Below are 23,566 nucleotides of genomic sequence, written 5' to 3' on the forward strand. Positions count from 1 at the left end.
AGGACTCGGTGTCCAGGGAACAAAGAGTGCTCACCTGCTGGCGGCTACCAGGCACCGAGTCTGCCGGTTGGAGCCTCGGTAGGTCTTATTAGGGAACTGTGCTCCTGCCCCCACTGCGCCCGACTGTCCGGCGGACCGCTCACGGGATGGGTGGGATTTCTCCGAAGCGCCTTCACCTGGACCGGGCCCGGCACACCCAGCTCGTACGGGTCCTGGCCCACGGTGGACGCGAGGGTTCTGTCCCGCGTGCGGCGCGCCGCTGGGCGCGGCAGCCGACGGCGAGGGCTGCCTCGGCATCTGTCTCTCGGCCCTGGACGACGCTGCCGAGATCATTCCCATCGGTCACAGCTTCCGAGACCACACTCCTGCATGGCTCCCGCCCATCCCCTCCGTACAACCGCCGTCCTGATCGTGTCCCGGCCGCGAGGTCGTCCCGACGAGCGCTGTCACCGGGTGAGTACAGGGCACGGGTCTGTCCTTCCGCAAGGATGTGCAGCGGGCAGTGGCCGGGCCGGCTCCGGCTCATCGGCCGGGCCGACCACCCTGCTGACCGCACCGAGCCCTTCCAACCCAGGCCGGCACGGCCAGGTGAGAGTGAGAGCCGGGGGGAGCGCGGCCGGCGCGAGCGGTCGCGAGGTAGAGCCGGTTACTACTCTGGTCCGCCTCCATCCAGGACAACAACAGACCTAGTGCCGGATCAGGCGACGTCTGCCCTGTTGTGATGTGACGCGCCGCCCAGGTCCTTCTCCGGACGGCAGGCCGCGGTCACCGTGTGCGGGTGGCAAAACGTTGCCTGATCCGGCACTGTCGGCGTGCTCGCCCGGGGTGGTTCCGATGACCTCGGTGGCCTCGGCATCGATCAGTTCTTGCAGGATTCGCTCGTACAGCACCCTCATCGTCCCTACTCCGTCGGCCGTACGCAGTGAGTCCAGCAGCCGCATCGGGTCAGACCGGGACAAGGTCATCGTGGCACTCCTCCGGTCGAACTGCCCGTTCACCAGCGAGACTTGCGCGATGGCCTGCCCGTTGCCAGGGAGCACTCACCAGCAGAGGCTTGACGCCGCGGGCAGACACCGCGCATTCCGGACTCTCGACCTGCTCGACCACTCAGTGGCATGCCATCCGCGGCCCTGCACGACACCAGTTTTCCTGACCGAGCCACACCGCGCGTGGTACGGCAGCACCGTCTCGTTGGCAAGCTACGTCGGTTCCTGGCATGGGCCGACGGGCGAGTGGGACCGGTCATCCGTCGGTTCCTGGCATGGGCCGACGGCAGAGCGGGACCGTTCGTGTGACCATCCGCGGGGCGATCGGGTGGAGCAGTCTCGCGCAGGCACCCTGAGCGTGTGACCAGCAGACCAGGGGACATCAGTCCTGGTCAGAGCCATGCCTTCATGTTGAAGTGAAGCGAGGTCTTGTGCTTATTGCGTCAGTGGAGTTAGGTTGGCAAAGCGCTTTGGCAAAGCGCTTTGCATAAGATGCTCGAAAAGCTTCGGAAGGGAGTCAGTGGTGGTCTCGATCGCTGAAGTGGCCAACCGTGCCGGGGTGAGTCAGACGACCGTTTCTCACACCCTGAGCGGGAAGCGCGTGGTCAGCCGGGCCGTTCAGGAGCGCGTCCGCGCGGCCATGGCCGAACTCGGCTACAGTCCGCGCCGGGCGGCCCAGAACCTGGCCAGCGGTCGTACCCGCCTGATCGGGCTCATCGTGCCCGACATCTCCAACAGCTTCTTCGCCGAGCTCGCGAAGGGGATCGAGGAAGCGGCGATCCAGGCCGAGTACAACCTGGTGCTGTGCAACTCCGGGTTCGACCACGAGCGCGAGGTCCTGTACTTGGAGACGATCCAGTCGCGTGCTGTCGACGGAGTTGTGTACGCGGCCGGCGCCCCGCCGACTGACTCCGAGCTCGCAACTCTGCTCGGCGATGTCCCGCTGGTTCTGGTCGATGAGGAGGTGCCGGGATCGTCGGCGCCTACGTTCGTGTCGGACAACGTGGAGGGTGGACGGCTCGCTGCCGCACATCTGCTCGCCCTCGGTCACACGCGAGCGGCGGTGATTTCCGCCGGTGGTCTGCAGAGCTCCCGTGACCGCGCCGAAGGCTTCGCCCGCGCGTGGGAGCAGGCAGGGCTGCCGTCGCCTGTCGTCGTCGACGGTGGTTTCACCTATGAAGGCGGTTGCGCCGCTGCGGACAAGCTCTTGGAGGACTCCTCGAAGGAAAGGGTCACGGCGCTCTTCGCGGCCAACGACCTGATGGCGCTCGGCGCCATCACGCGGCTGGAGGAGGCAGGCCTGAGGATCCCTGCGGATGTGAGCGTCGTCGGATTCGACGACATCGTGTTCGCGCGGCTCGCCCGGCCGCGCCTCACCACGGTGCGCCAGGATGTGGCCCAGCTTGGCCGGAAGGCCGCGTCGGCGCTCATCGACGCGCTCGAGGGACGGAATCCCTTGACTGCCACTCGCCAGGTGTTCGGAGTGGAGCTGATCGAGCGGGACTCGACCGGCCCCGAACGAGGAATCCGGGCCGAATACCGGGCGCCCTGATCGGCCGACTGCCACCCCGATCCCCATCAGATCCAAGGAGTACACCGTGTCACTCAAGATTCACCACATCGTCACCGGAGAGCTCGAGAGTTCGCTGAACGTCTCGATCCTGAACAGCGGCATCCATCCGGACGTCCCTGACAACAAGAAGCTGCTCTACGGCTTCCGTGACGACATCGTGCGACGCGACGGCACGGTGCACCAGGGCGTGATGGTGCCCGTTCCGGTCTGGCTCATCGAGGGATCGGACCGAACCATCCTGATCGACACCGGCTTGGGCGACATCGATGAAGTCTCGGCCATGCAGCATCGCTACGGCGTCGACTTCGTCGCATCCCGTACGGAAGACCAGGATCTTGTCGCGGGCCTCGCTCGGCACGGTGTGCGCCCCGAGGACGTCGACCTCGTCGTCCTCACTCACCTGCACTTCGACCACGTCGGCAACAACGAACTCTTCCCGAACGCGACCTTCCTGGTCCAGGCCGATGAGCTGCCGCAGGCGACCCAGCCGCCGCACTTCTGCATGTTCTACTACCCGGAATACGCCTACAAGATCGACGCCGTGCGCGATCGGCTGCAGGTCATCGACGGCGACCACCAGATCGCGGAAGGCATCCGCGTGGTGAAGATCGGCGGACACACACCAGGCTGCATGGTCGTGATGGTCGACACCGCTGCGGGCACGGTCTGCCTGACCAGTGACGTCATGTACAACTACGCGAACCTCGAGATGAATTGGCCGATGGGTTCGTACTGGGACCTTCCCGAGCTGATGGCCGGATACGACCGCATTCGGTCCGAGGCCGACATCATCGTGCCCGAGCACGACTGGAAGTTCCTGGAGATCCACCCCACCGGCACGATCGGCTGAAAGGACACATCATGAAGAAGGCATTGTTGGTCGGGGAGTCCTGGACGACTCACATGATCCACCAGAAGGGCTTCGACACCTTCACCACGACCGAGTACGTCGAGGGCGGGGCCGAGTTCAAGAAGGCTCTGGGCGACGACGGCTGGGATGTCACCTACATCCCGGCTCATAAGATAGAGGCGGACTTCCCCACCACGGCCGACGGCCTCTCCGCCTACGACGTAGTCGTCATCAGCGATGTCGGCGCCAACACGTTCCTGCTGACCCGAAGCGTGTTCAACCAGAGTCGGCCGGAAGCGAACCGCCTGGAGGCCCTGCGGTCCTACGTCGAGAACGGAGGGGGGCTCGTGATGGTCGGAGGCTACCTGTCGTTCTCGGGGGTCGATGCCAAGGCCAACTACGCCAACAGCCCCATCGGCCCGGTCCTGGCCGTCGAGGCGCTCACCGTGGACGATCGTGCCGAGCATCCCGAAAGCGTCGTCCCCCAGGTGCTTGTGCCGGACCACCCCGCACTCGGGAACACCGGCTCCGACTGGCCGGCGCTGCTGGGGTTCAACCGGACGATTCGCCGTGACGACAGCGAAGTGCTGGTCGAGATCGCGGGCCACCCCCTGGTCGCCGTAAGGGAGGTCGGGCAGGGCCGCTCGGCGGTCTTCACGTCGGACATGTCTCCTCACTGGGCGCCGCCGACCTTCCTCGACTGGCCCGGATATCCGAATCTGTGGACTGCCTTGGTGGGATGGGCCGGAAACACCGGGGGAGTTGCTCAGAACCCCACCGGCGAAGGCGACCGCGCATCATGAGTCAGCCGCAGAACGAATTCATCGAGGACCGCTCGTTCGACTACGTCCCACCCACTGAACGTACCGGAAACCTCTGGTCGCAGTCCCAACTGTGGTTCATGATCAATGCTTCATTCCTGACAGCATCCACCGGTGCCTTCGGGTCACTTGCCGGGCTGGGACTGTCATGGTCGATCGCCGCGATCGCATTCGGCAGTTTCTTCGGCACCCTGTTCCAGGCCTTCCACGGTGCTCAGGGTCCGCGCATGGGACTCCCGCAGATGATCCAGTCGCGTGCCCAGTTCGGCACACGGGGTGCAGTGATACCACTGACTGCTGCGGCCTTCGTCCAGTTCGGGTTCGCGATCTTCTATGTGCAGACCGGCGCCTCGTCGATCCACGTCGTCTCGTCCAGTCTATCGCTTCAACTGCTCGCGCTTTTCCTGGGGGTTGTCGCGCTCCTGGTCGCGACGATCGGCTACCGACTGGTGATGTTTGCCGAGAAGACCGTCTCCTACCTGATGCTGGTCGCTCTCATCGTCCTCACCGTCTGCGTCTTCGTCTACCTGCCGATCGGCCACTACCTGGGCGATGCACACTTCGGACTGACCCCGTTCCTCCTCCAGTTCGGTGCCTCGGCCACGTTCCAGATCGCTGTGGCGCCAGTGGTCTCCGACTACACGCGATACCTGCCAGAGCGGGTCTCCGGTGGCAAGGTGTCCGCGTCCGTCTTCGCCGGCACCCTGCTCTCCGCCGTCTGGATCGAAATCCTCGGCGCCGTCCTGGCCATCGCCTACCCCGGTGCAAGCACCGTCGCGGGTTTCCACCGGCTTGCCCTCAACGTGTCCCCGGTCGTGGCCGGGGCGATGATGGTCGTATCCCTCCTCACCTGCCTGAACGCCGTCGCGGTCGCCTTCTACAGCGGATCGGTCGCGTTCCTCACAGCCGTCGAGGGATTCAAGCGCTTTGCCTCGACCTTCAAGATCCGAGCGCAGGCCATCGCGTCACTCGGGTCGGCCGCGATCATCGCGAGCCTGTTCCTCCCGGAGAACGCACTCAACTCCTTCAGCGTCTTCCTCGCGATCCTCACCTACTTCCTCATCCCCTGGACCGCCGTCAACCTGACCGACTACTACGTCGTACGCCGAGGCATCCTGTCCATCAGCGACATCCTCAAGCCCGACGGTGGCATGTACGGCCGCTGGGGACGCGCCGGAATCATCAGCTATGCCGCCGGTTTCGTCGCCATGATCCCGTTCTTCAGCACCACCGTGTGGGTTGGCCCCGTCGCTCAGGCCATGGGCGGCGCCGACTTCTCCTTCGCAGTCGGACTGCTGGTATCGGCTGGGCTGTACTTGATCCTGACGCGGGGATTCGACCGCCAGGCGGAATACGCACTCGTGGCCCGATCGCCCATCAACACTATCGACGAGCACTCTGCTCGCTCTGTCCCCGTCGGAGGCTGATGATGTCAACCACGTTGAGGCTTGAGTGGCCGCAATGGCAGGGCGGCGAGCCGCAAGCCGTCGCGCACTACACCCCGGGGCTGAGCCTTGAAGAGAGCCGCACCGTCTACGGCGTCGGAGGCCAACTGACCGCATTCCTCGCGCCGGAACACGATGGGCCGACAGCACGCGTACACGTACCGGACTACGCGACAGACCTCCCCGTCACGGACGGCATCGTTGGCAAGGCCGAGGTGCTGCGTCAGCACGAGGAGGCATTGAACCTGATCCGTCGAGCCGATCCTGACAGGATCCTCACATTGGGTGGCACGTGCGCCGTCAGCCTCACGCCGTTCTCCTATCTTGCCGAGCGCTATGCAGATGACCTGGCGGTCATCTGGCTCGACAGCCATGCCGACAGCAACCTTCCTGGCGGGCCGAACTGCGGCTTCAACACCATGGTCGTCAGCCATCTGTGCGGCCACGGGGACCGTAACGTGCTGGACCGCATGCCGGCGACCCTGCCTGCCGCTCGTGTACTCCTGGCCGGTGTGCACGGATGGGACGACCAGGACAGCGTCACCCATGAGTCGTGGGGCCTGGATCTCATTCCCCCTTCGGGAGACCAGGAATTTTCCAGCGCAGTCCTGAACTGGATCCGCACCACGGGAGCCCGTCACGTCGCCGTCCATTTCGACCTCGACGTCATCGACAGCAACGAACAGGCTTTCGGTATGGCATGGGAGACGGACGGGATCTCCAAGTCGACTGCGCTCCACACGATCGCGGGAATCGCGCAGGAATTCGATCTCGTCGGGCTCACGGTGGCTGAGTTTGTACCGCGCGAGGCCGTTGCGCTGCGTTCGATTCTGCGTTGCCTCCCCCTCACGTGACGTGCAGCGATCTCAGCGAGCCGCTGCACCCAAGCCGTATCGCCCGCCGAAGCGCCGCCCAACAGGGACGCTGTTGGTAAATCCGCCCCGCTGGATCTCATCCGGCGGGGCGGAGTGCTGTGAAGGGCGAGACGCGGGTGCGGGCGAGCGGTCTGCCGGTGAGCCGGGCATCGATGCGGGCAAGGTTGATGGCGGCGCCGGTGAAGTGGTGTTGCAGCCGGGTCCTGGCGAGTCCGCGGTAGCGGGTTCGGCGCAGGCCGAAAGCCTGGACCTCACCGGCCAGGCCTGGAGATTGCCTGCTGCTACCACCGCGATCGCGTCGGGTGTCCGTGCGACCTGTTCCGCGAACACTGCTCCTCGTCGTTGACCACGACACGGTAGATCTGGCCGCCATCCTGCTCGTCAGCCATGACAAAACCCTTTCGAGAAGCCGTCGGACAACGGCATTCGGGTATTCCATATCTGGTCGATCACTTTTCTCGGTGACCCGATACTCCGTCTGTATCGGAGCTATCCGGCCAAGAAGCCCTCCGGCCAAGAAGCCCTCCGGCCCGGAACCCGATCGAAGTCGGGTACCGGGCCGGAGGGCTTCGGGTGCGTGTGTCGCGGAGCCCGGCCTAAGGGCTGTCCCGTAATCCGTGGTGGATCAGCGCGCGGCGTCGGATGCGGTGCATCGCAAGGCGGAGGGACGTCCGCATACTGGATGTATGTGGATGTTCCGACAATGCGGCGAGGTGCCGTAGCTGGCGTCGCGCGCCCGTCAGGGATTACGGGACAGCCCTTAGTCGGCGGGTACGCCGGTGGTGGCGGCGACGGGTGCCGGCTGTGGCGGGTAGCTCCTGCCGGGCAGTCGCTTCAGCAGACCCGGCAGGGCCCAGGCCCGCTCGCCGAGCATGGCCACGGCAGCGGGGAGCAGCACGCCGCGCACAATGGTCGCGTCGATGAGGATGGCCACCGCCATGCCCACGCCCATCATCTTGTTCTCGATGGCGGAGAGTGTGATGAAGATGGTGAACACCGCCGTCATGATGACGGCCGCGCTGGTGACGACGCCCGCGCTGGCGGCGATGCCGTCGACGACGGCTTCCCGTGTCGTGGCTCCGGCCAGCCGGCGCTCCCGGATCCGGCTGAGGATGAAGATGTGGTAGTCCATGCTCAGGCCGAACAGCACGACGAACATGAACAGCGGCAGCCAGCCGGCCACGCCTCCGTACGGGGTGAAGCCGAGCAGTGAGCTGAAGGCGCCGTCCTGGAACACCCAGGTCAGTACCCCGTACGCGGCACCGATGGACAGCAGGTTCAGCGCGATCGAAACCAGCGGAATGGCCAGCGAGCGGAACACCACCAGCAGCAGCACGAACGCCAGGACGAGGACGAACCCGACGACGAGTGCCGCCCGCGAGGTGAGCTGATCCTTGAAGTCCTCGGCGAACGCGGTCCGGCCGCCGACCGCGTAGTCGATGCCCTCGACCTTGCCGAGGGTCGCCGGAAGGGTTTCCTCGCGCAGCGTCTTCAGTGCGGCGTTGGAGATCTCGTCGGTGCCGCTGCCCGCCAGCGGAACGCGCACCATGAGGACGTCGTCGATCTGCACCGTCGAGATCGGGCCCGCCGGCCTGCCGTCACTGTCCGCGATGTGCTGGTGGAGTTCGTCAACCGCCGCCTTCACCTGGGGGGTGTCCGAGCTCCCGCCGTCGACGCCCCAGACCGCGATCCGCGTGGGGGTCGGGGCACCGGGGAAGGCCTCCTGCATGCGGATCGCGGCGTCCACCGTGGGCGCGCTGCGCGGCAGGCTGTTGACGACGGCGGCGTCCTGCAGGTGCATACCGACCGCCGGCGTCGCCATCACGAGCAGTGCGACCACCGCGGCGCCGCCCCACGCCTTCGGGCGCTTGACGACAGCGTGTGCCAGCTTCTGCCAGGTGCGGGACTTGGACACGGTCGTGCGGCGCTTGCCGAGCCACGGCACGCGGCCCTTGTCGATGCGGTGCCCGAGTGCGGCGAGCAAGGCCGGCAGCACCGTCACCGAGGCGATCATCGCCAGGCCCACCACGAGAGCGGTGCCGAGCGTGAGGCCGCGGAACACGCCGAGGCCGCTGAGGAGAAGGCCGCACAGGCAGAGGATCACCGTCACGCCGGAGACGATGACGACATGGCCCGAGGTACGGGAGGCAATGTGCAGCGACTCGGACACGCTGCGTCCGGCGGCTCGCTCCTCGCGCTCACGACGCAGATAGAAGAGCGAGTAGTCGACGCTGACCGCGACGCCGATCAGCAGGATCATCGAGGTGGCGGCGCTGTTGACGGCGACCCATCGTTCCAGGATGGCGATGAGACTGAAGGTGCCCACGACGGTGGTCGCCGCCAGCAGCAGCGGGATCGCCGCCGCGACCAGGGCCCCGAAGACGATGAGAAGGATGACCAGGGTGATCGGCAGCGCGGTGCTCTCCGCGCTGGCGAAGTCCTTCTTGACGGCGTCGTCGACGGCACGTGACAGGCTCGTGTCTCCGGCCTGGACGACGCGCACGTCGCTGTTCCGGTCGGCGACCCTGTCCACCGCTTCGACCACCGAGTCGAAATGTGCGGTCATCTCTTCGTTCGGGCCGGCCACGAAGAAGGTGACCAGCCCGGAGCGGCCGTCCTTCGAGATCTGCTGCTCCGACGCAGGATTCATCGGGGTGCGCAGGCCGGTGACCGCTCCCGGCGTCTTGTCGAGCGCGGTCACGAGGTCCTCGGCGGCCTTGACGAGCGCCGGGTCGTCCATGAACTTCCCGCCGCCGTCGCGCGGCTGGATGAGGACGTTCTCCAGGACCGGCTCGAAGTCCCTCTGCGAGCTGAGCACCTGCTTGACGTCACCGGACTCGCCCGGGTCCGGCGTCCTGGCGCTGGACCCGGAGAGCACGGCGCTGGCGAACAGCGCCACGACGACGAGGGCCAGCCAGCCGCCGATCGCCAAGGCGCGGTGCCGCATCGACCAGCCGGCGATCCGCTCGATGAACGCGCCCTGGCCTCCACCAGCGGTTAAGCCACCCCTTCCGGTGTTTTCCGCCTTCTCGCGATCCAGCGACTCAGTGACCGCAGGACTACTCTGCGTACTGGACTGTTTGCGCTTGCGCGACATGAACTAAGGTCCTTCCCGAAAGGGGCGATGCGTTGAAGACTCGCCATCGGCGAGGTGTTGCTTCCTTCTGCCGGGCCGTCAAGTTGCCGCTTGGCGGCCCGGTTCAGTTATTTTTCACTCGATCTCCTTGAGGACGCGCTCAACCGAATGCATATGGGTCCGCAGATCGGCGAGATGCTCGTCGATAGCGGTCAGCCTCTGCTCGATGGCGTCCTCGTTCCGAACCGCTTTCTCGGCGAGTGTCCGGTATTCGTAATCACGGGCAAGAATGGATCTGGCCCGCCAGGTCGCAGCCATGTTCCAGACGACGATCGTGACGATCACGATGGCCATGCCGAAAATTCCGACGGCTCCGATGACTTCTTGCCAGCCTCGGGAGTTCATGAAGGAGATCCTTTCTCGCCGTTCGGTTGGACGGCGTCGCCCGCGCTGAGCGTCAGCACTGCGGCCGCGATGGTTTCCGGTGTGAGGTCGAGCGCGAAAGGCGCAATCTCGTAGAACTTCATGGCTTTTCCGTCGCTCGACATTTCGAGGTGGGCCGAGACAAGGCCTGCGGCTTCCAGCTTGCGCAGATGGGCCTGAAGCAGGGCGCGGCTGATACCCAGCTCACGGGCCAGCTGGCTCACGTAGTTGCGGCGACGGGACAGGGCGGCCACGACCCGGAGCCGGTGCGGGCTGGCCAGTGTGGCCAGCACACGCACCATGTCGTCCCCGTCACGGAAGGAGGTTCTCACAGTGACACACCGGACATGCCAAGAGACGCTAGTAGGTGCCTGCACGGGATTCCAGTCATGTCGATCAAGCGCTCCCATCGCTAACTCGCTCATGATGCAGGCCTGTTGGAGCATCGGCGTAACACCCGCTGCACCAGCACGACGCCGCTTGCCACGAGCAGCGACATCGCAGGTCCGATGAGAAACGGGGGGATGTCGTCCGGGAGGGCCCGGCCTCCCAGGTAGCCGAAGCCGATGGTGTACGAGAGGAACCCGGCCTCGGCGACCCCCGCGCCCGCCAGGTATTTGCGGACCGGGTAACCCGAGATCCCGGCGGCCAGCCCGCCCGTGCCGCGCCCGGTGGGCACGAAGCGCATGGCGATCACCGAGGGTACTCCGTACCGCTGGATCCGCTGTGTCGTCCACTCCAGTGCCGAGCGGCGCCGCGCGTCCCGCGACAGCCAGGCCAGCGCGCGACCGCGTGACCTGCGGCCCATCCAGAAGACCCCGAGGTCTCCCAGGACGGCGCTGGTCAGCAGGATGGGCGCCAGAGCTGCGAGGTCGAGGCCGCCCGTCGCGGCGAGGGTGCCCGCGCTCGTCAGCAGAGCGGAGTTCGGCACCACGGGTGGCATCGTGACGAGGATGAGGAGCACGTACATCCAGTGCACGCTGTCCATGGCCACCAACTCCCCTGTTTGTCGTACGCCTGTCCGCACCCGCATGCAAATGTTGGCAGGTGCCAAGCCGGGTATCAACAGCAGACGGGAGGGACCCGGGGTATCTGGGAGTCAACCCCTAAGGGTTGCAGGCGGGCGGCCCGGGAACCCCGGAGGAGGAGCCGTCCGGAATCCCCTGCCTTGGGCGAACTAGGCTTGTTGGAGCGGAAGTTGAGTCAGTATTGCGGCCAGGATCCCGATCACCCGGGGCAGCGACCCGTCGAAGCGGCCCCAGCTTGCGGCCCGGCTTCCCGGGCGCTCTCCCCTCGGGGCGCTGAGGGCTGTCGGAGTGGGGCTTCACCCGGCCCCCGTTCCGCACGGCGGCCGGGGGATCGGCCTCGGGGCTGTCGGCCGTACGTGTGGCCTGGACGACCTGCTGGACAACCAGGACGAGCGACGGAACGAGTGTGGCAATCGCGGCTGCATACCCGAGCGCGGTCATCAGTGTCCGATGACGTTGAAGGTTGCGTCGTCAGGCGCGGTTGACCAGTGAGACGAAGAGTATGGCTTCACGGCGCGCGTCGGCGTTGCGCAGGGCATACCTTGCGGATCCAATAGGCGAGGACTTGTCGGACCATCCTCGGGCGCTCGAAGCCGCAAGAGTCCGCAGGGTATGTCGGGGGTGGAGGAGAGCCGCTGTGGCGCCGAATAGGTGTCAGTGAATCGCCCTCGGTGCGGGATTGCACCGAGGGCGGTCTGTGTGACTAGAGCTGGGTGGCTCCGCCGTCGACGAGGAGTTCCGCGCCGGTGGTGAAGGGGCTCTGTTCCCCGGCCAGGTAGAGGGCGGTCGCGGCGACCTCGTCGGGGTGGCCGGCCCGGCCGAGCGGGGTCGGTGCGGTGGGTTCGGCGCCGTCCTGCGGGAGGGCGGCCCGCAGTTCGTCGGCGCCGGGGGTTGTGACGGGGCCGGGGGTGACGGCGTTGACCCGGATGCCCCGGTCGGCGAGTTCGGCGGCCCAGGTGCGGGCGAGGCTGCGGATCGCGGCCTTGGTGGCGGCGTAGACGCCCAGGCCGGGGACGCCGCGCAGGGCCGCGCTGGAGGAGAGCAGGATCACCGAGGCGCCGTCCGGGAGCAGCGGCAGTGCCTTCTGGACGGTGAAGACGGTGCCCTTGAGGTTGATGGAGGTGGTGCGGTCGTACTCCTCCTCGGTGATCGTGCCGAGCAGGCCGAAGTCGCCGACGCCCGCGTTGGCCACGACGATGTCGAGGCGGCCGCTGCGCTCGGTGATCCCGGCGAAGAGCCGGTCGAGGTCGTCGAGTTGCGATACGTCGCTCTGGATCCCGATGGCGCGGTCGCCGATCTGCTCGACGGCGCTCTTCAGCTCGGCCTCGCGGCGGCCGGTGAGGTAGACGGTGGCCCCTTCGGCGGCGAACCGGCGGGCGATGGCCAGGCCGATGCCGGTGGAGGCCCCGGTCACGAGGGCGGTCTTGTTGTCCAGCTGTCCCATGACATTCTCCGATGCTTGATGTAACTGTTGTTGTTACGATTCAGGGTGCGAGAAGCGCCGCCCCACCGCGATCCGCGGCCGAAGCTAGGCGTCTCTCAGTACGTCGCGCAGCACGTCCTCCAGCGTGGTTCTCGCCAGTTCCGCGCGGAGAGCGGTCTCGACACCGTCGTAGGCGGCGCCCAGCACCGGTGCTATGCCCCGGCCCACGACGCACTCGGGGTCGGGCGCGGCGGGGTGCAGGGCGAAGACCGGCCCCGGCTCCACCGCTTCGTAGACGTCGAGCAGGGTGATCGTCGACAGGTCCCGGGACAGCGTCCAGCCGGCCCCGGCACCCCTGCGCGAGTCGGCCAGCCCGGCCTTGCGCAACTGGGCGAGCAGGCGCCGGATCACCACGGGGTTGGTGTTGACGCTCGTCGCTATCTGCTCGGAGGTCGCGACCTCATGCCCGCGGCGCTGATACAGCCCGATCCAGGTCAGGGCGTGCGCGGCGACGGTCAGCCTACTGTTGGCCCCCATGCCGTCCACCACCTCCCCTCTCGTTGCAACAATAACAGTTACGACTGACTTCGGCGAGTGCCCAGGGCCGGTTCCCGGGCGCCTCGGCGGTCTCCGTCACCGCCGGTCGCCCATGGCGCGGTGGTCGTCGAGCGAGGCCAGGCGGCGGGCATCGGGGCTCGTGGGATCGGCGGTGCCGACCAGGAGGTTCTGGCCGGGAGCGTTCTGGACCTCGAACGTCTGGTACGTGAGTGTCAGCCGTCCGGCCCTCGGGTGGTGGAAGGTCTTGGCCCTGCTGCCCAGGCGGCCGACGTCCTGGCGGCTCCAGAGCTCCGCGAACTCCTCGCTCCCGGCGAGCAGGCCGTCGATCAGGGCGCGCATGCGCGGATCGTTGCGCTCGTGGCCCTGGGCCAGCCGCAGCGTGGCGACGGTGTCACGGGCCACGGTGTGCCAGTCGGCGAACAGTTCGCGGGCGGCCGGGTCGCAGAACAGGGACCGGGCCATGCCCCGGGGGTCCGCGAGCGGGGAGAGCAGGGCGTCGGCGAGCGCGTTCGAGGCGAGGACGTCCAGGCGCCGGTCGATCACGTACGCCACCGCCCCGGAGAAGGCGCTCATCAGCTGCAACAGCTCCGGGGCGACCCGCTCCTCGCCCGGGGACGTCCGGTGTCCCGGCACGAGCCCGGCCAGGCGGTAGGCGTGCCAGCAGGCGTCGGGCTCCAGCCGCAGGGCCCGCGCGAGCGCGTCGACGACCTGGCCGGAGGGGTGCCGCTCGCGGCCCTGTTCCAGACGGGTGTAGTAGTCGGCACTGACTCCGGCCAGGACGGCGACCTCTTCGCGCCGCAGTCCGCTGACGCGGCGGCCCCGCGAAAGGGGCAGCCCCACGTCGGCCGGGCCGATCCGGGAGCGACGTGCCAGCAGAAATTCCCCCAGTTCATTGCCGCTCATGCCCCGATCGTACGCCGCCGGTTCCTGGGAGTGGGGCACCCAGGAAGCCCCGTCCTGCCGCATGCACGGAACCGGACACATGCTGGTGGCACCGGCCGTCGCACCGCGCGGCCGTCGTCGTCTCGAAGGGAAGACCATGTCCAACCCATCCACCACGGCCGCTTCGAAGGTGGTCCTGATCACCGGAGCCGGCAGCGGTATCGGCGAGGCCACCGCCCGCACGCTCGCCGCCGCCGGCCACCACGTGGTTCTCGGGGCACGGCGCACCGACCGCCTGTCCGCCCTCGCCGAGGAGATCGGGGCCCGGGGCGGCAGCGCCCTCCCACTCGCCCTGGACGTGACCGACCTGACCGGCGTGCGGTCCTTCGTCCAGGCCGCCCACAACCGGTACGGGCACGTCGACGTCCTGGTCAACAACGCCGGTGTCGTGCCGCTGTCGCGCCTGGACGCGTTGAGGGTCGACGAGTGGAACCGCATGATCGACGTGAACCTGCGCGGGGTCCTGCACGGCATCGCCGCCGTCCTGCCCGTCATGCGGGACCAGCGCCACGGGCACATCGTGAACATCTCCTCCGTCTCGGGACTGCGGGTCGATCCGACCGCGGCCGTCTACAGCGCCACCAAGCACGCCGTACGCGCCCTGTCGGAGGGTCTGCGCCAGGAGAGCCGGGAACTGCGGGTCACCGTGGTCAGCCCGGGCCTGACCCGGAGCGAGCTGACCGGGTCCATCGGCGACAGCGGGATCAGGGACGCGGTACGGGAGCAGATGGGCATCGCGATCCCCGCCACCGCGATCGGCGAAGCGATCCGCTACGCCATCGACCAGCCCGCCGACGTGGACGTCAACGAGATCGTCGTCCGGCCCACGGCCCAGAGATGAGCACACGCACGGGAGTCACGGAACGGCAGCACCGGTGGTGAGCGAACAGCAGGTACACGACTGGGTCGAAGGCTACGTACGGGCCTGGACCACCAACAGCAGGAAGGACATCGCCGCGCTGTTCACCCCGCACGCCGAATATCACGAATGGCCCTACGAGACCGACTGGATCGGCCGCGAGGCGATCATCGAGGGCTGGATCGGCCGCGTGCCGTGGCAGGAGGGCGGCTGGGAATTCGAGTGGTCCGTCCTTACCGTCAACGGCGACACCGCCGCGATCGAGGGCACCGGCCGCTATGCGGAGCTGGGCACCTTCGCCAACCTCTGGACCGTGACCTTCGACGGGAACGCCAGATGTGCCATGTTCCGCATGTGGAACAACCAGGTCTGAAACGCGGGTGGGCACCGCAGGAGTCCGGCGAACGGAATCCGGTCAAAGGCGCGCCGCTCCGACGGACATCCTCCACTCCGGCCGTATGTCAGGCGCCGGACGCGACCGTGTCCCGCCAGCGCCGGTTGGTCTCCGCGACGACTGCCACCAGGTCGGTGTACGGCTCGTCCCACGGGTCCTTGAGCCCGAAACCGCGGTGCGGGTTCTCCAGCCAGCCGCACCAGTGCCAGCCCAGGCACCACGGCCGGGCCGCGAACGTGTCGGCGATCATCCGGTAGCCCTCGCCGCGCCCGGCCTGGTCGCGCGCCGACCCGGTACGCGAGGGGCTCATGACCGTCGGGCACCAGTCGCCCGTGTCCGCCACGAGGATCGGCAGCCCCGTGCGCCCGTGCCACACGTTGAACCGGTCGGCGACCGCGTCGATCGCCGACCGGTCGACGGCCGGGAAGGTCTGCAGGCTGAGCACGTCTACGTGGGCGGCGGCCGCGTCCAGCACCTGTGCCGGAATCCCGGCCCGCGTGCCGTAACGGTCGCCGAGGACCAGGTGGTTGGGGTCGTGGCGGCGGATGGCCCGGGCCGCGACCCGGTAGTAGGCCTCCGCGATCTCCCCGAGCTCGTCCTCCGGGTAGCCCGCGCCTGCCGGGTGCCGTGCCCAGGCCGGGGCGTCGACGAGGAAGTAGCCGATCAGGTCGGGGTCGTTCGGCCGGCACCGGGTCCGGGCCAGGTGGTCGCACCACTGCGCGAACGCCTCGGACCGGGGGTCGCGATAGGCCGGGTGACCGTTCCAGTACTCGATCTCGGCCACCCGCAGGGACAGTGTGTAGGGCAGGCCGGCACCGGCCGCCTCGTCGTCGGGCAGGCCGTCCGAGTGGCCGAGGTCGACCGCGTCGTGGGTGGCCGACAGCCCGCTGCCGCTGACGGATGTCCCCCTGGCGCCATGAATCGCCATCGGGATGAAACGTCCAGCGCGAAGTACCCGTGCTCGGCCATGCCCGTCCCTCTCCCGATCGCCGTGTTTGCCGACCACGAGCGACAGCACTCTGAGTGTCCGTTGCAGTTCGAGTTGAGAGTGTGCCTGGTGACTACCTCGATGATGAACGTTTGGGGTGCGGGATGCCGGGACGTTGCGTGAACGTTGATCTTGAGGTTTCCGTGCGCTGGTGCGGCAGGCTCGGGTGTTCCTCTTCGAGTGCTCGGCGTTCTCTTGCAGCTTGTTCCTTCATCTGGTCGTCGGTGCGCCGGCTGTGCCCGAGGGCGCCTTCCCACTTCACGTATTGGGGTTCCTTGTCCCGGAGGAGGACGGGCTTGAGGTGGCTGTGGAAGAGGAGCGTCAGACCCTGGTTGCGGCGGATTCGGCTGAGCCAGAGTGCGCTCTTCTCGTGTCGGGCGAGCCGGTTCGCGGCGATGCCGGGAAGGGTGCAGCGGACGCGGCCGGGTGTGTAGGTCGACAGCGGGCGGCTGGCTGGGCGCCAGGCGTCGGCGAGGGCCCAGTGCGCGACGGCGTCGCCGTGTCGATCGGGGTCGTTGTAGGGGATCCGTCGGGCGACTTCCGCGAAGACGACGACGCGGCGCCCGGCTCCGGGGTAGGCGGGCTGGGTGACCTGCAACCACAGGCCGTTGCGAACGAGCCGACCCGAGGGAAGTCGCAGTACGCCTGCGGCCGCAGGCTCCCAGGCTGTGATCACGGGATGAGCGTAGCCCCTTTGTTCTACTGGCCTGTTCACTGGAATCGGGGACGTTCACCGGGCTAGTGCTCTGACCGCACAGGTTCACCGAGTTGAGTGCGCTCAGTCGGGCCGTGCCGCCTTCCACGTCCACGACGTCCGGCGGGGCAGACCTCTCTGATCTTGTATGACCGCTCGGGTAGGGTGACGCGACAGTTCTGAGGGGGAGTGAAAGATGAAGTGGTCTGCACTGCGAGCGGTGGCCATGTTGGGTTTGTCAGGGGCACTCATCACGGGATGCAGTGATTCTGGAGGCGTGAATCGTTCGGACCAGCCCTCGGCCTCTCCCTCGCCGTCGACTGAGTCGGTCTCGACGAAGGCGGAAGCCGCCCAGAAAGTGAAGCTCGCCCTTGAGGAGCGCATCTCGGCGGATGAACAGCAGTTCGGTTCGGGCACGAACTCTCCCTGCTCAACGTCGTCGCCTCAGATGTTCACTGCGAAGTGCAAGGCAGCAGCCGAGGCCACGTCCGATGCTGCCGACCTGGCCCTGAGCGAGATCAATGGGCGCCAAGGATTCGCGACACTCGATTCCGTTGCCCGGAAGCTCCAAGACGCGGTTCGTACCTACGAAACGCTGGGATGCGCCACGGGACCGACGGCAGCGGACACGCGCGCGGCATGCCTGAAGCCGGCTGCTGTCATCGCGGAGGGGTTCGTGGACCTGCGGGGCGGGGCCAATTTGGGTCTGGCCGGTAAGTAGTTCCGGCAGAAACGCGGAAGCTGGCGCGTTGTCCCATTCGGCGAGGGCCGCGCCCAGTCGGACGGCGACCTCGGGCAGGGTGTGCTTGGCGCCGACGAGCCAGCGCAGGTACGGCTCCGCTCCCTGGAGCAGGCCGGAGCGCGGGTGGGCCACCACCAGGGCGCGGTGGGTGCCGCGCTCCAGGAGGTGGCTGATGAAGTCGATGTCGACTTCCCCCTCGGGCGCGGCAACGTGTCCGTTGACGAAGGCGCCCTGCGTGGTCGTGCAGCAGTTCCAGCCGTGGACGATGGGGCACCGCTCGCAGGCGAGCGTGCCGTACATCTCCGGGAAGCGCCGCTGCCCCTCGCCATCGAGGGCGACGACGTCCCCGGCGAGCGGGATGTTCTTGCGGCACAGGCAGCACCTGATGCGGAACGCGACGGACACGGTGGAGCTCCCCTTCAGCCTGCGGGCCGGACCTGCTCAGCCTGGCAGCCGGCCCCGGTTCCGCGCCGTCGCCATGCCGCGCACGATGTTCCGGGTCGGCAACCGTGCAACACGTGGTGCAACAGAGATCTGAACCACCCCGGTGTTTCGGCCCTGACCTGCACGAACTGTTCTGTTGCAGTGAACGTTGAGCGGTTCTCATCGAAGGTTGAGCACCTGTGACTGAGCAGCCGAGTTGACGCCGGTTGCCAGGCCAGCTGCACATTTGATCTTCGTGTGCAGTAGCAGTCCGCGCCGACAAGCGGTTTCGCGCCCGGCACCAGCGTCTTTGCCGCTTGTCGAAGGTCGGCAGAAAGCCTCGCCGTGATGGAAAGACGTTCCGCACCAAGCCGTCCGGTTCGGAGCGTCCTCGGTCTGCCACGCCCAGGAGCACGATGGGCCAGATCCAGAGGGGGCGTCGCCGCTTGCGGTCTAGAAGTAGGAGGCCATCAGGTTGCGGTCCACTGTGATGGTGTCGCGGTCCAGCGCGGGTAGCCTCAGGTGGTCACAGATCAGCTGGGTCAGCTGCTCCTCGTAGTTCTCGTTCTCGTAGTCCCACCCGGCCGCCGTGATGAGGGGGGCCATCTCATTGGGCCAGTATTCCCCGCTGTCGGCGGGTCCTTCGTAGTCGATGCAGGACGAGATCTGGCCATCCTTGTAGTGGTATGCCTTGGGACCGTGGGCCTTGGCGATGCACGGGTTGGGGACGAACACCATCAGCTCGGCGCCCAGGGGGCACAGCTTCCGGTAATCGATGTCGTCGAAGTCATCGCGAGACGGGTCGAACATGTGGTGCACGATCACACCCCAGTCGCCGGGCGCCGGGTCGTTGCCGTAGGCGAACGGCGGCCGGTGCTGTGCGATCAACCCTTCGGTCATGGCGGTGAGGCCGACGCCCTTGAAGTACACCAGGACGGTTTCGTCTTCCCCGTACCGGTCTTCTTTTATCCAAGCCATTACGCCGCAGTCGATCCAATCTGTCATGCCCCGCACCGTAACTGGCACCACTGACATATCTTCGGGCCACCTATGGTGCTCGCCCGGGCCGACTGGAACACTCACGGGCCAAATGCGGCGCTCAGCCGCAGCGCCGAACCGCGCGAGGCCGGACGAGTGGAAAGAGGAGCCTGCCCGCTGGGGGCCATGGGCGGCACCCTGCCCGATCAGAGAAGCAGAGACCCTGGACACCAAGCGCACCAAGCGGGTCAAGGCCCGCATGGACCAGCGCACCCGCGAGCGCCTCCCTGCCCTGGAGACCTTCGCCCGTGCGGCGGCCGACCACCACCGTCACCGCCTGGCGGGCCTGGAAGCCTTGCGCGCCGTGCCACCGGGCGCGGCCTTCACCGCTGGCGGCGCCGTCTTCGTCCGCACCAAGAACGGCGGCGCCGGCGCCCGCGACGCGGCCGACACGCTCCTGCACTTCGACCTCGCCGAGCACCGCGCCTTCTGGGCCTGGGCAGCGGTGGAGTTCCTGCGCCACACCGGCGCCCGCATCGAGGAGATGCTGGAGATCAGCCACCACGCCCTGGCCCAATACCGCCTTCCCACAACCGGCGAAATCGTTCCCCTGCTCCAGATCGCCGCCTCCAAGACCGACCAGGAGCGCGTCCTGCTCGTCAGCCCCGAGCTCGCCGACGTCCTGGCCACCATCGTCCGACGGGTCCGCGACCCGCGTACCGGCGCTATCCCGCTGCTGGACGCCTACGACCACGAAGAACGCATCTGGAGCCCGCCCACCCCGCTGCTCTTCCAGTGGGTCCGCGCCGGAGAGCCCTCCCGCATGACCGGCGAATTCATCCGACGCGCCCCGGCCGAGGTCCTTGCTTACATCGGCCTCACCGACACAACCGGCCGCCCCACGGACTTCGCCCCGCACGACTTCCGGCGCATGTTCATCACCGACGCCATCCGCTCCGGCCTGCCGCCCCACATTGCCCAGGTCATCGTCGGCCACACCAACATCAACACCACCATGGGCTACAACGCGATCTACCCCACCGAGACCATCGAGGCCCACCGCGCCTTCATCACCCGGCGCCGCACCCTGCGCCCCGCAGAGGGGTACAGGACCCCCACCGACACCAAGTGGGATGACTTCCTCGGCCACTTCGAACGCCGCAAACTCTCCGTCGGCACCTGCGCCCGCGCCTACGGCACCGCCTGCGTCCACGAACACGCCCCGTTGACTGAACGAACCAGGTTGATTGTGCAGTTCAGGGCACAGGTGAGGTTGCGGCCCAGTACGGTCTGCGGTCGTGATGAACGATCGTGTGCCCGAGCGGGATCTGTCGAGGTTGGCCGTTCCTCGGTGGGGTCGGCTGGTGGAGACCGGCGACCGGTACGAGCCCTACCGGCTCGTCGACGCCGACGGCGCGGCCGTGGCGCCGGTCGCGGTGTTCTTCCAGGAACTGCTCGCAGCCGGGAAGGCGGCGGCGACCGTCCGCTCCTACGGCATGGACCTGCTGCGCTGGTGGCGATTCCTTCTCTGCACCAAGTCAAGCGAGGCGATCGCGGAGGGTCTTCCTCGGACGGCTGCGCTGCGTGAACTCCGTGAGGGAGAATGTTCGGCATGACGACTTGAAGAGCACCGGCCGGGCGAGAGCGTTGGCGACAGGTAGGGGACTGGAGCACGGTTCCAGATGGTGATCGACGGGTCTGTGCCACTTGCAGAACACCCGTCTGCTCGTATCAGTATCGCTTCCATCCGCCCGAGTCATCCATGTTCGAGCGCTGCATCGGGCTCGCTTGGTGTTCCAACTGCAGGGTCTACTCCGGCAACATGGTCTACGTTCCGCGGCAGCAAGTCCTTGTCGACCTCCTCGCCTCTCTGCCTCCTGACCAGCGCGAGCGGCTCCTACGTTCGGAAACGCGAGTGATCGAGCTCTTGGACCGCCGGGCCAGAGGCGGCAAGGCTTAGGGACGGCGGCAATCCGCTCGCCCGTCGTTTGCCCGACCGCTTACGGTCTGCGCATGACGAGGACCACGCCGGCCAGACCGGTGTCCGTGGAGGCCGTGTTCCCGGAGCTGGCCCACTACCGAGCTCGGACAACCCGGTTGCACCCCAGACCGGGGCGGCCCGGCATGCACGACAGTCACGTCGGCGGGCCGATGCTGTGGCCGGACAGCGAACCCTGGCTGCTCTGCCACGAGCCGCACCAGCGCGAGAGCGAGGGTTACGCACCCGAGGAGATCCGCAGCGCCCGGGCCGCAGGGGTCTGGCCGCCGAGCCGGCCATGGCCCCCTGCAGCAACTCGCGGACTGGACGGTCCGGTGCCCTTCGTGGGGCTGGCCCAGTTCTTCCACCGGGACGTCCCGGGCCTTGCCTGCGGACCCGACAACGCGGACCTGGTGCAGCTCTTCCGCTGCCCCTTCACCCACGGCCCGCACCTGGAGCGCCGCTACCACCTGCGGTGGCGACAGGCCGGGCAGACCGAGCAAGCGGAACGCTTCCTTGCTGATCCGCCCCACGTGCCCCTGCTTCGATGGGAGCACGAACTCCCCGAGCCCTGCGTCCTGTACCCGGAAGAGGTGGACACCTACCCCTGGGCGGAGGACGACACGCTGCCCGCCTCGCTGATCGCGCGCATCGACGCGTGGGACGACGCCCAGGTAGCGGAACACGGCCCCAACGCCCCCAGCTACCAGTACGACCTGTCGATCCCGCCCGGTTGGCGCGTCGGCGGCTTCCCCAGCTGGGCGTCGACGGGCCCGATAACCATCGACTGCGCGTCCTGCACAACCCCCATGCGGCTGCTGCTGACGGCCGAGGGCTACGAGATGGACGCTGGCTCGCACAGCTGGATGCCACTGGAGGACCGTGACCCGACCCTGAGCGGGAAGACGTCGATCCGGGGTGGCCAATCCGTTGCCCAACCCACTCGGCTCCGCTTCGGCCGGGACCGGGACCTGCACGTCTTCACCTGCCCGGCCGACCCCGGACACGCGCCCAAGTGGGTGCTCGCCTGAGTCGTTTGACGGCTTCTCTGCACCGAGTCAAGTGGTCGGCTCGACGGGCCTTCACCGGGTTCTGGGTGAGAGCCAGTCGTCTGTGTCGCGATGGCGGCCGAGGCCGACTGCGGCGAACTCGTCGACGTGATTGCCCTTGGCGGCGCCGAGCCACCGCAGCGCCTGGGAGATAGGAGTGCCGGTCATCGGCGACGGCCCCCCTTCGGCCAGGCGCAATGGGCCAAGGGCTACCTGGCCTGCATCCCAGACCTGGGCGGTCGCTCACCCGCGAGCACGAGCTAACCGACATGGGCTGGGACATCATGCGGGCGTTCGAGCGGCTGCTGGACAGCCGCCCGGAGATCACCGACGGCTCCGTCAACGGAGTCAACATCGCCGCCGAGGCAGGCGTCTCCCGAGCGTCCTACTACCGCTCGCCCGTCGCCGGCGCCATCAAGGAAATCCTCGCCGCCCCCAACACCAAGCGCCCCGAGGTCGACGAGCTCAAGGCCGGGGTGACCCGGCTGCGGAGGGAACTGCGCGAGTTCCGCCGAGAGAAGGCCGAGGAAGTCCGGGAGCTGAAGACCACCGTCGCTACCTACGCGAACCAGATCCAGGTCCTGGCCTTGCGCCATGCCGAGCTGGAGGTCGACGCGTCGGCCCTTCGCGGCCAGATCGCCGACGCGACCGGCGGCACTGTCAGGTCGCTTCGGAAGCAGTCAGCTTCCCTGCCCTGATCACCGCGACCACCGATGGCGTCGATCTGATGATCCGGGTTCTGGTCGGCGGTGGAGACCTGCGCGTAGCCGATGAGCCTGTGTCGGATCTATCTGACGCACCGTTCATCGACGTTGACTCGACGCGAGTTGCCGACACAGGGCACCTGCGGGTTCTCCGCGGCGCCGCCGAGTGTCGGCAGACGTTTGCCGGCACTTGGCGAGGTTGGAGTTTGGACCGGCCATCAGATGGCTTGCCTCAGTCGTCAGCTGGTTCGGATGTTGGTGCCGACGGTCGTCCCATGCCGCTGAGGCCCAATCTGTGCCCGAGGCTGACCCCTTGGCTGTAGATGGCGGCGCCCTCGGCGAGGCGGAGCTGCTCCCACGCCTGCAAGGCGGCGTCTGCGGACGGTGCTTGCTGCAGTGCGTGGAAGAGGGTGATGGCGTCGGCGGCCGCCTTTTCCGCGCTGGCAGCGGTGTGTGGCCGGACCACGAAGGCGGCATCCCCGGTCAGCAGCATCCGGTCGTTGCGCATCTTGGAGACGCGGCCGTCGAGGATCGCTTGCAGGAAGGGCTCGCGGGTGTGTTCCACAAGCGCGCGCAGAGGCTGTGGCAGTGTCGACCGTGCGCGGGCCAGGAGGTCGCTGCGGACTTGGGGCGCGATCAGCCCCGGTGGCAGCGAGAGGCCGTGGCTGATGCCGTTTCGGTCTGTGGTGATGCGCTCGAGTTCGGGTGCGTCGGCCCGTACGTACCAGACCCAGTTCATCCGGCGATGGCCCGGTAT

General features: G+C 67.6%; 24 protein-coding genes. 10 read left to right on the plus strand and 14 right to left on the minus strand.

Going from position 1 to position 23,566, the window contains the following annotated elements; all coding sequences use genetic code 11:
- The first annotated feature begins 1,443 nt into the window (after positions 1-1,443).
- From ACZ68L_RS44065 to ACZ68L_RS44085, 5 genes are read left to right on the plus strand one after another with little or no spacing between them, the layout of a single operon-like run.
- Positions 1,444-2,538, plus strand: a complete 1,095-nt coding sequence (locus ACZ68L_RS44065) for a LacI family DNA-binding transcriptional regulator (protein ID WP_469589870.1) — start codon at positions 1,444-1,446, stop codon at positions 2,536-2,538.
- 46 nt (positions 2,539-2,584) lie between these two features.
- Positions 2,585-3,409, plus strand: coding sequence for an N-acyl homoserine lactonase family protein (locus tag ACZ68L_RS44070; protein WP_469589874.1), 825 nt, complete (start codon positions 2,585-2,587; stop codon positions 3,407-3,409).
- An 11-nt stretch (positions 3,410-3,420) separates the two neighbouring features.
- The gene (locus ACZ68L_RS44075; RefSeq protein ID WP_469589877.1) at positions 3,421-4,212 is read left to right on the plus strand and encodes a glutamine amidotransferase; all 792 of its coding nucleotides are present in this window, start codon (positions 3,421-3,423) and stop codon (positions 4,210-4,212) included.
- A complete protein-coding gene (locus tag ACZ68L_RS44080; protein ID WP_469589880.1) occupies positions 4,209-5,657 on the plus strand; it encodes a purine-cytosine permease family protein in 1,449 nt (482 codons plus the stop codon). Before ACZ68L_RS44075 ends, ACZ68L_RS44080 begins: the two co-directional genes overlap by 4 nt.
- A 2-nt stretch (positions 5,658-5,659) precedes the next feature.
- The gene (locus ACZ68L_RS44085) at positions 5,660-6,529 is read left to right on the plus strand and encodes an arginase family protein (protein ID WP_469589883.1); all 870 of its coding nucleotides are present in this window, start codon (positions 5,660-5,662) and stop codon (positions 6,527-6,529) included.
- A gap of 97 nt (positions 6,530-6,626) precedes the next feature.
- Here the strand turns inward: ACZ68L_RS44085 and ACZ68L_RS44090 are convergent, their stop codons facing one another.
- The 8 genes from ACZ68L_RS44090 to ACZ68L_RS44125 all read right to left on the minus strand — a co-directional run bounded on the left by ACZ68L_RS44090 (position 6,627) and on the right by ACZ68L_RS44125 (position 13,961).
- Positions 6,627-6,989: a transposase gene (locus tag ACZ68L_RS44090; RefSeq protein ID WP_469589933.1), complete on the minus strand. Its 363-nt coding sequence runs from the start codon at positions 6,987-6,989 to the stop codon at positions 6,627-6,629.
- A gap of 321 nt (positions 6,990-7,310) precedes the next feature.
- Positions 7,311-9,647 carry an MMPL family transporter gene (locus tag ACZ68L_RS44095; RefSeq protein ID WP_469589886.1) on the minus strand — a complete coding sequence of 779 codons (2,337 nt, stop codon included), beginning with the start codon at positions 9,645-9,647 and terminating at the stop codon, positions 7,311-7,313.
- A gap of 114 nt (positions 9,648-9,761) precedes the next feature.
- Positions 9,762-10,031: a hypothetical protein gene (locus ACZ68L_RS44100; RefSeq protein WP_469589889.1), complete on the minus strand. Its 270-nt coding sequence runs from the start codon at positions 10,029-10,031 to the stop codon at positions 9,762-9,764.
- The gene (locus ACZ68L_RS44105) at positions 10,028-10,351 is read right to left on the minus strand and encodes an ArsR/SmtB family transcription factor (protein WP_469589892.1); all 324 of its coding nucleotides are present in this window, start codon (positions 10,349-10,351) and stop codon (positions 10,028-10,030) included. The genes ACZ68L_RS44100 and ACZ68L_RS44105 overlap by 4 nt, the downstream gene beginning before the upstream one ends.
- Before the next feature lie 119 nt (positions 10,352-10,470).
- Positions 10,471-11,037, minus strand: a complete 567-nt coding sequence (locus ACZ68L_RS44110) for a DedA family protein (RefSeq protein ID WP_469589895.1) — start codon at positions 11,035-11,037, stop codon at positions 10,471-10,473.
- A gap of 743 nt (positions 11,038-11,780) precedes the next feature.
- The gene (locus ACZ68L_RS44115; RefSeq protein ID WP_469589898.1) at positions 11,781-12,521 is read right to left on the minus strand and encodes an SDR family NAD(P)-dependent oxidoreductase; all 741 of its coding nucleotides are present in this window, start codon (positions 12,519-12,521) and stop codon (positions 11,781-11,783) included.
- A gap of 84 nt (positions 12,522-12,605) precedes the next feature.
- Complete coding sequence (locus ACZ68L_RS44120) at positions 12,606-13,037, minus strand: Rrf2 family transcriptional regulator (RefSeq protein ID WP_469589900.1); 432 nt, start codon at positions 13,035-13,037, stop codon at positions 12,606-12,608.
- A gap of 96 nt (positions 13,038-13,133) precedes the next feature.
- On the minus strand, positions 13,134-13,961 hold the full coding sequence (locus tag ACZ68L_RS44125) for a helix-turn-helix domain-containing protein (protein ID WP_469589904.1): 828 nt from the start codon (positions 13,959-13,961) through the stop codon (positions 13,134-13,136).
- Positions 13,962-14,097: 136 nt separating this feature from the next.
- On the opposite strand from ACZ68L_RS44125, the gene ACZ68L_RS44130 reads away from it, so the two are divergent.
- Together ACZ68L_RS44130 and ACZ68L_RS44135 are read left to right on the plus strand one after the other, a co-directional pair.
- Positions 14,098-14,841 (plus strand): SDR family oxidoreductase, encoded by a 744-nt coding sequence (locus tag ACZ68L_RS44130; protein ID WP_469589936.1) that lies wholly within the window; start codon positions 14,098-14,100, stop codon positions 14,839-14,841.
- Positions 14,842-14,878: 37 nt separating this feature from the next.
- Positions 14,879-15,232, plus strand: a complete 354-nt coding sequence (locus tag ACZ68L_RS44135; protein WP_469589906.1) for a nuclear transport factor 2 family protein — start codon at positions 14,879-14,881, stop codon at positions 15,230-15,232.
- A gap of 88 nt (positions 15,233-15,320) precedes the next feature.
- On the opposite strand, the gene ACZ68L_RS44140 is transcribed toward ACZ68L_RS44135, so the two are convergent.
- The 4 genes from ACZ68L_RS44140 to ACZ68L_RS44155 form a co-directional block, all read right to left on the minus strand.
- Positions 15,321-16,181, minus strand: coding sequence for a hypothetical protein (locus ACZ68L_RS44140; RefSeq protein ID WP_469589908.1), 861 nt, complete (start codon positions 16,179-16,181; stop codon positions 15,321-15,323).
- Positions 16,182-16,314: 133 nt separating this feature from the next.
- On the minus strand, positions 16,315-16,917 hold the full coding sequence (locus tag ACZ68L_RS44145; RefSeq protein ID WP_469589910.1) for a hypothetical protein: 603 nt from the start codon (positions 16,915-16,917) through the stop codon (positions 16,315-16,317).
- Between the two features lie 448 nt (positions 16,918-17,365).
- Entirely contained in the window at positions 17,366-18,082 is a 717-nt protein-coding gene (locus ACZ68L_RS44150) for a hypothetical protein (protein ID WP_469589913.1), read from the minus strand.
- A gap of 471 nt (positions 18,083-18,553) precedes the next feature.
- On the minus strand, positions 18,554-19,105 hold the full coding sequence (locus ACZ68L_RS44155) for a hypothetical protein (RefSeq protein ID WP_469589916.1): 552 nt from the start codon (positions 19,103-19,105) through the stop codon (positions 18,554-18,556).
- An 85-nt stretch (positions 19,106-19,190) separates the two neighbouring features.
- On the opposite strand from ACZ68L_RS44155, the gene ACZ68L_RS44160 reads away from it, so the two are divergent.
- Both ACZ68L_RS44160 and ACZ68L_RS44165 read left to right on the plus strand, forming a co-directional pair.
- Positions 19,191-20,666 carry a tyrosine-type recombinase/integrase gene (locus ACZ68L_RS44160; protein WP_469589919.1) on the plus strand — a complete coding sequence of 492 codons (1,476 nt, stop codon included), beginning with the start codon at positions 19,191-19,193 and terminating at the stop codon, positions 20,664-20,666.
- Positions 20,667-21,091: 425 nt separating this feature from the next.
- The gene (locus ACZ68L_RS44165) at positions 21,092-22,087 is read left to right on the plus strand and encodes a hypothetical protein (RefSeq protein WP_469589922.1); all 996 of its coding nucleotides are present in this window, start codon (positions 21,092-21,094) and stop codon (positions 22,085-22,087) included.
- A 51-nt stretch (positions 22,088-22,138) separates the two neighbouring features.
- On the opposite strand, the gene ACZ68L_RS44170 is transcribed toward ACZ68L_RS44165, so the two are convergent.
- Positions 22,139-22,273: a hypothetical protein gene (locus ACZ68L_RS44170; RefSeq protein ID WP_469589925.1), complete on the minus strand. Its 135-nt coding sequence runs from the start codon at positions 22,271-22,273 to the stop codon at positions 22,139-22,141.
- Between the two features lie 101 nt (positions 22,274-22,374).
- Here ACZ68L_RS44170 and ACZ68L_RS44175 point away from each other — a divergent pair, with 101 nt between their 5' ends.
- Positions 22,375-22,803, plus strand: a complete 429-nt coding sequence (locus tag ACZ68L_RS44175; protein ID WP_469589928.1) for a hypothetical protein — start codon at positions 22,375-22,377, stop codon at positions 22,801-22,803.
- Between the two features lie 238 nt (positions 22,804-23,041).
- Here ACZ68L_RS44175 and ACZ68L_RS44180 read toward each other — a convergent pair.
- On the minus strand, positions 23,042-23,566 hold a 525-nt coding region (locus ACZ68L_RS44180; RefSeq protein ID WP_469589930.1), incomplete at its 5' end, for an FAD binding domain-containing protein.

The organism is Streptomyces sp. NPDC104309, from assembly GCF_055584025.1.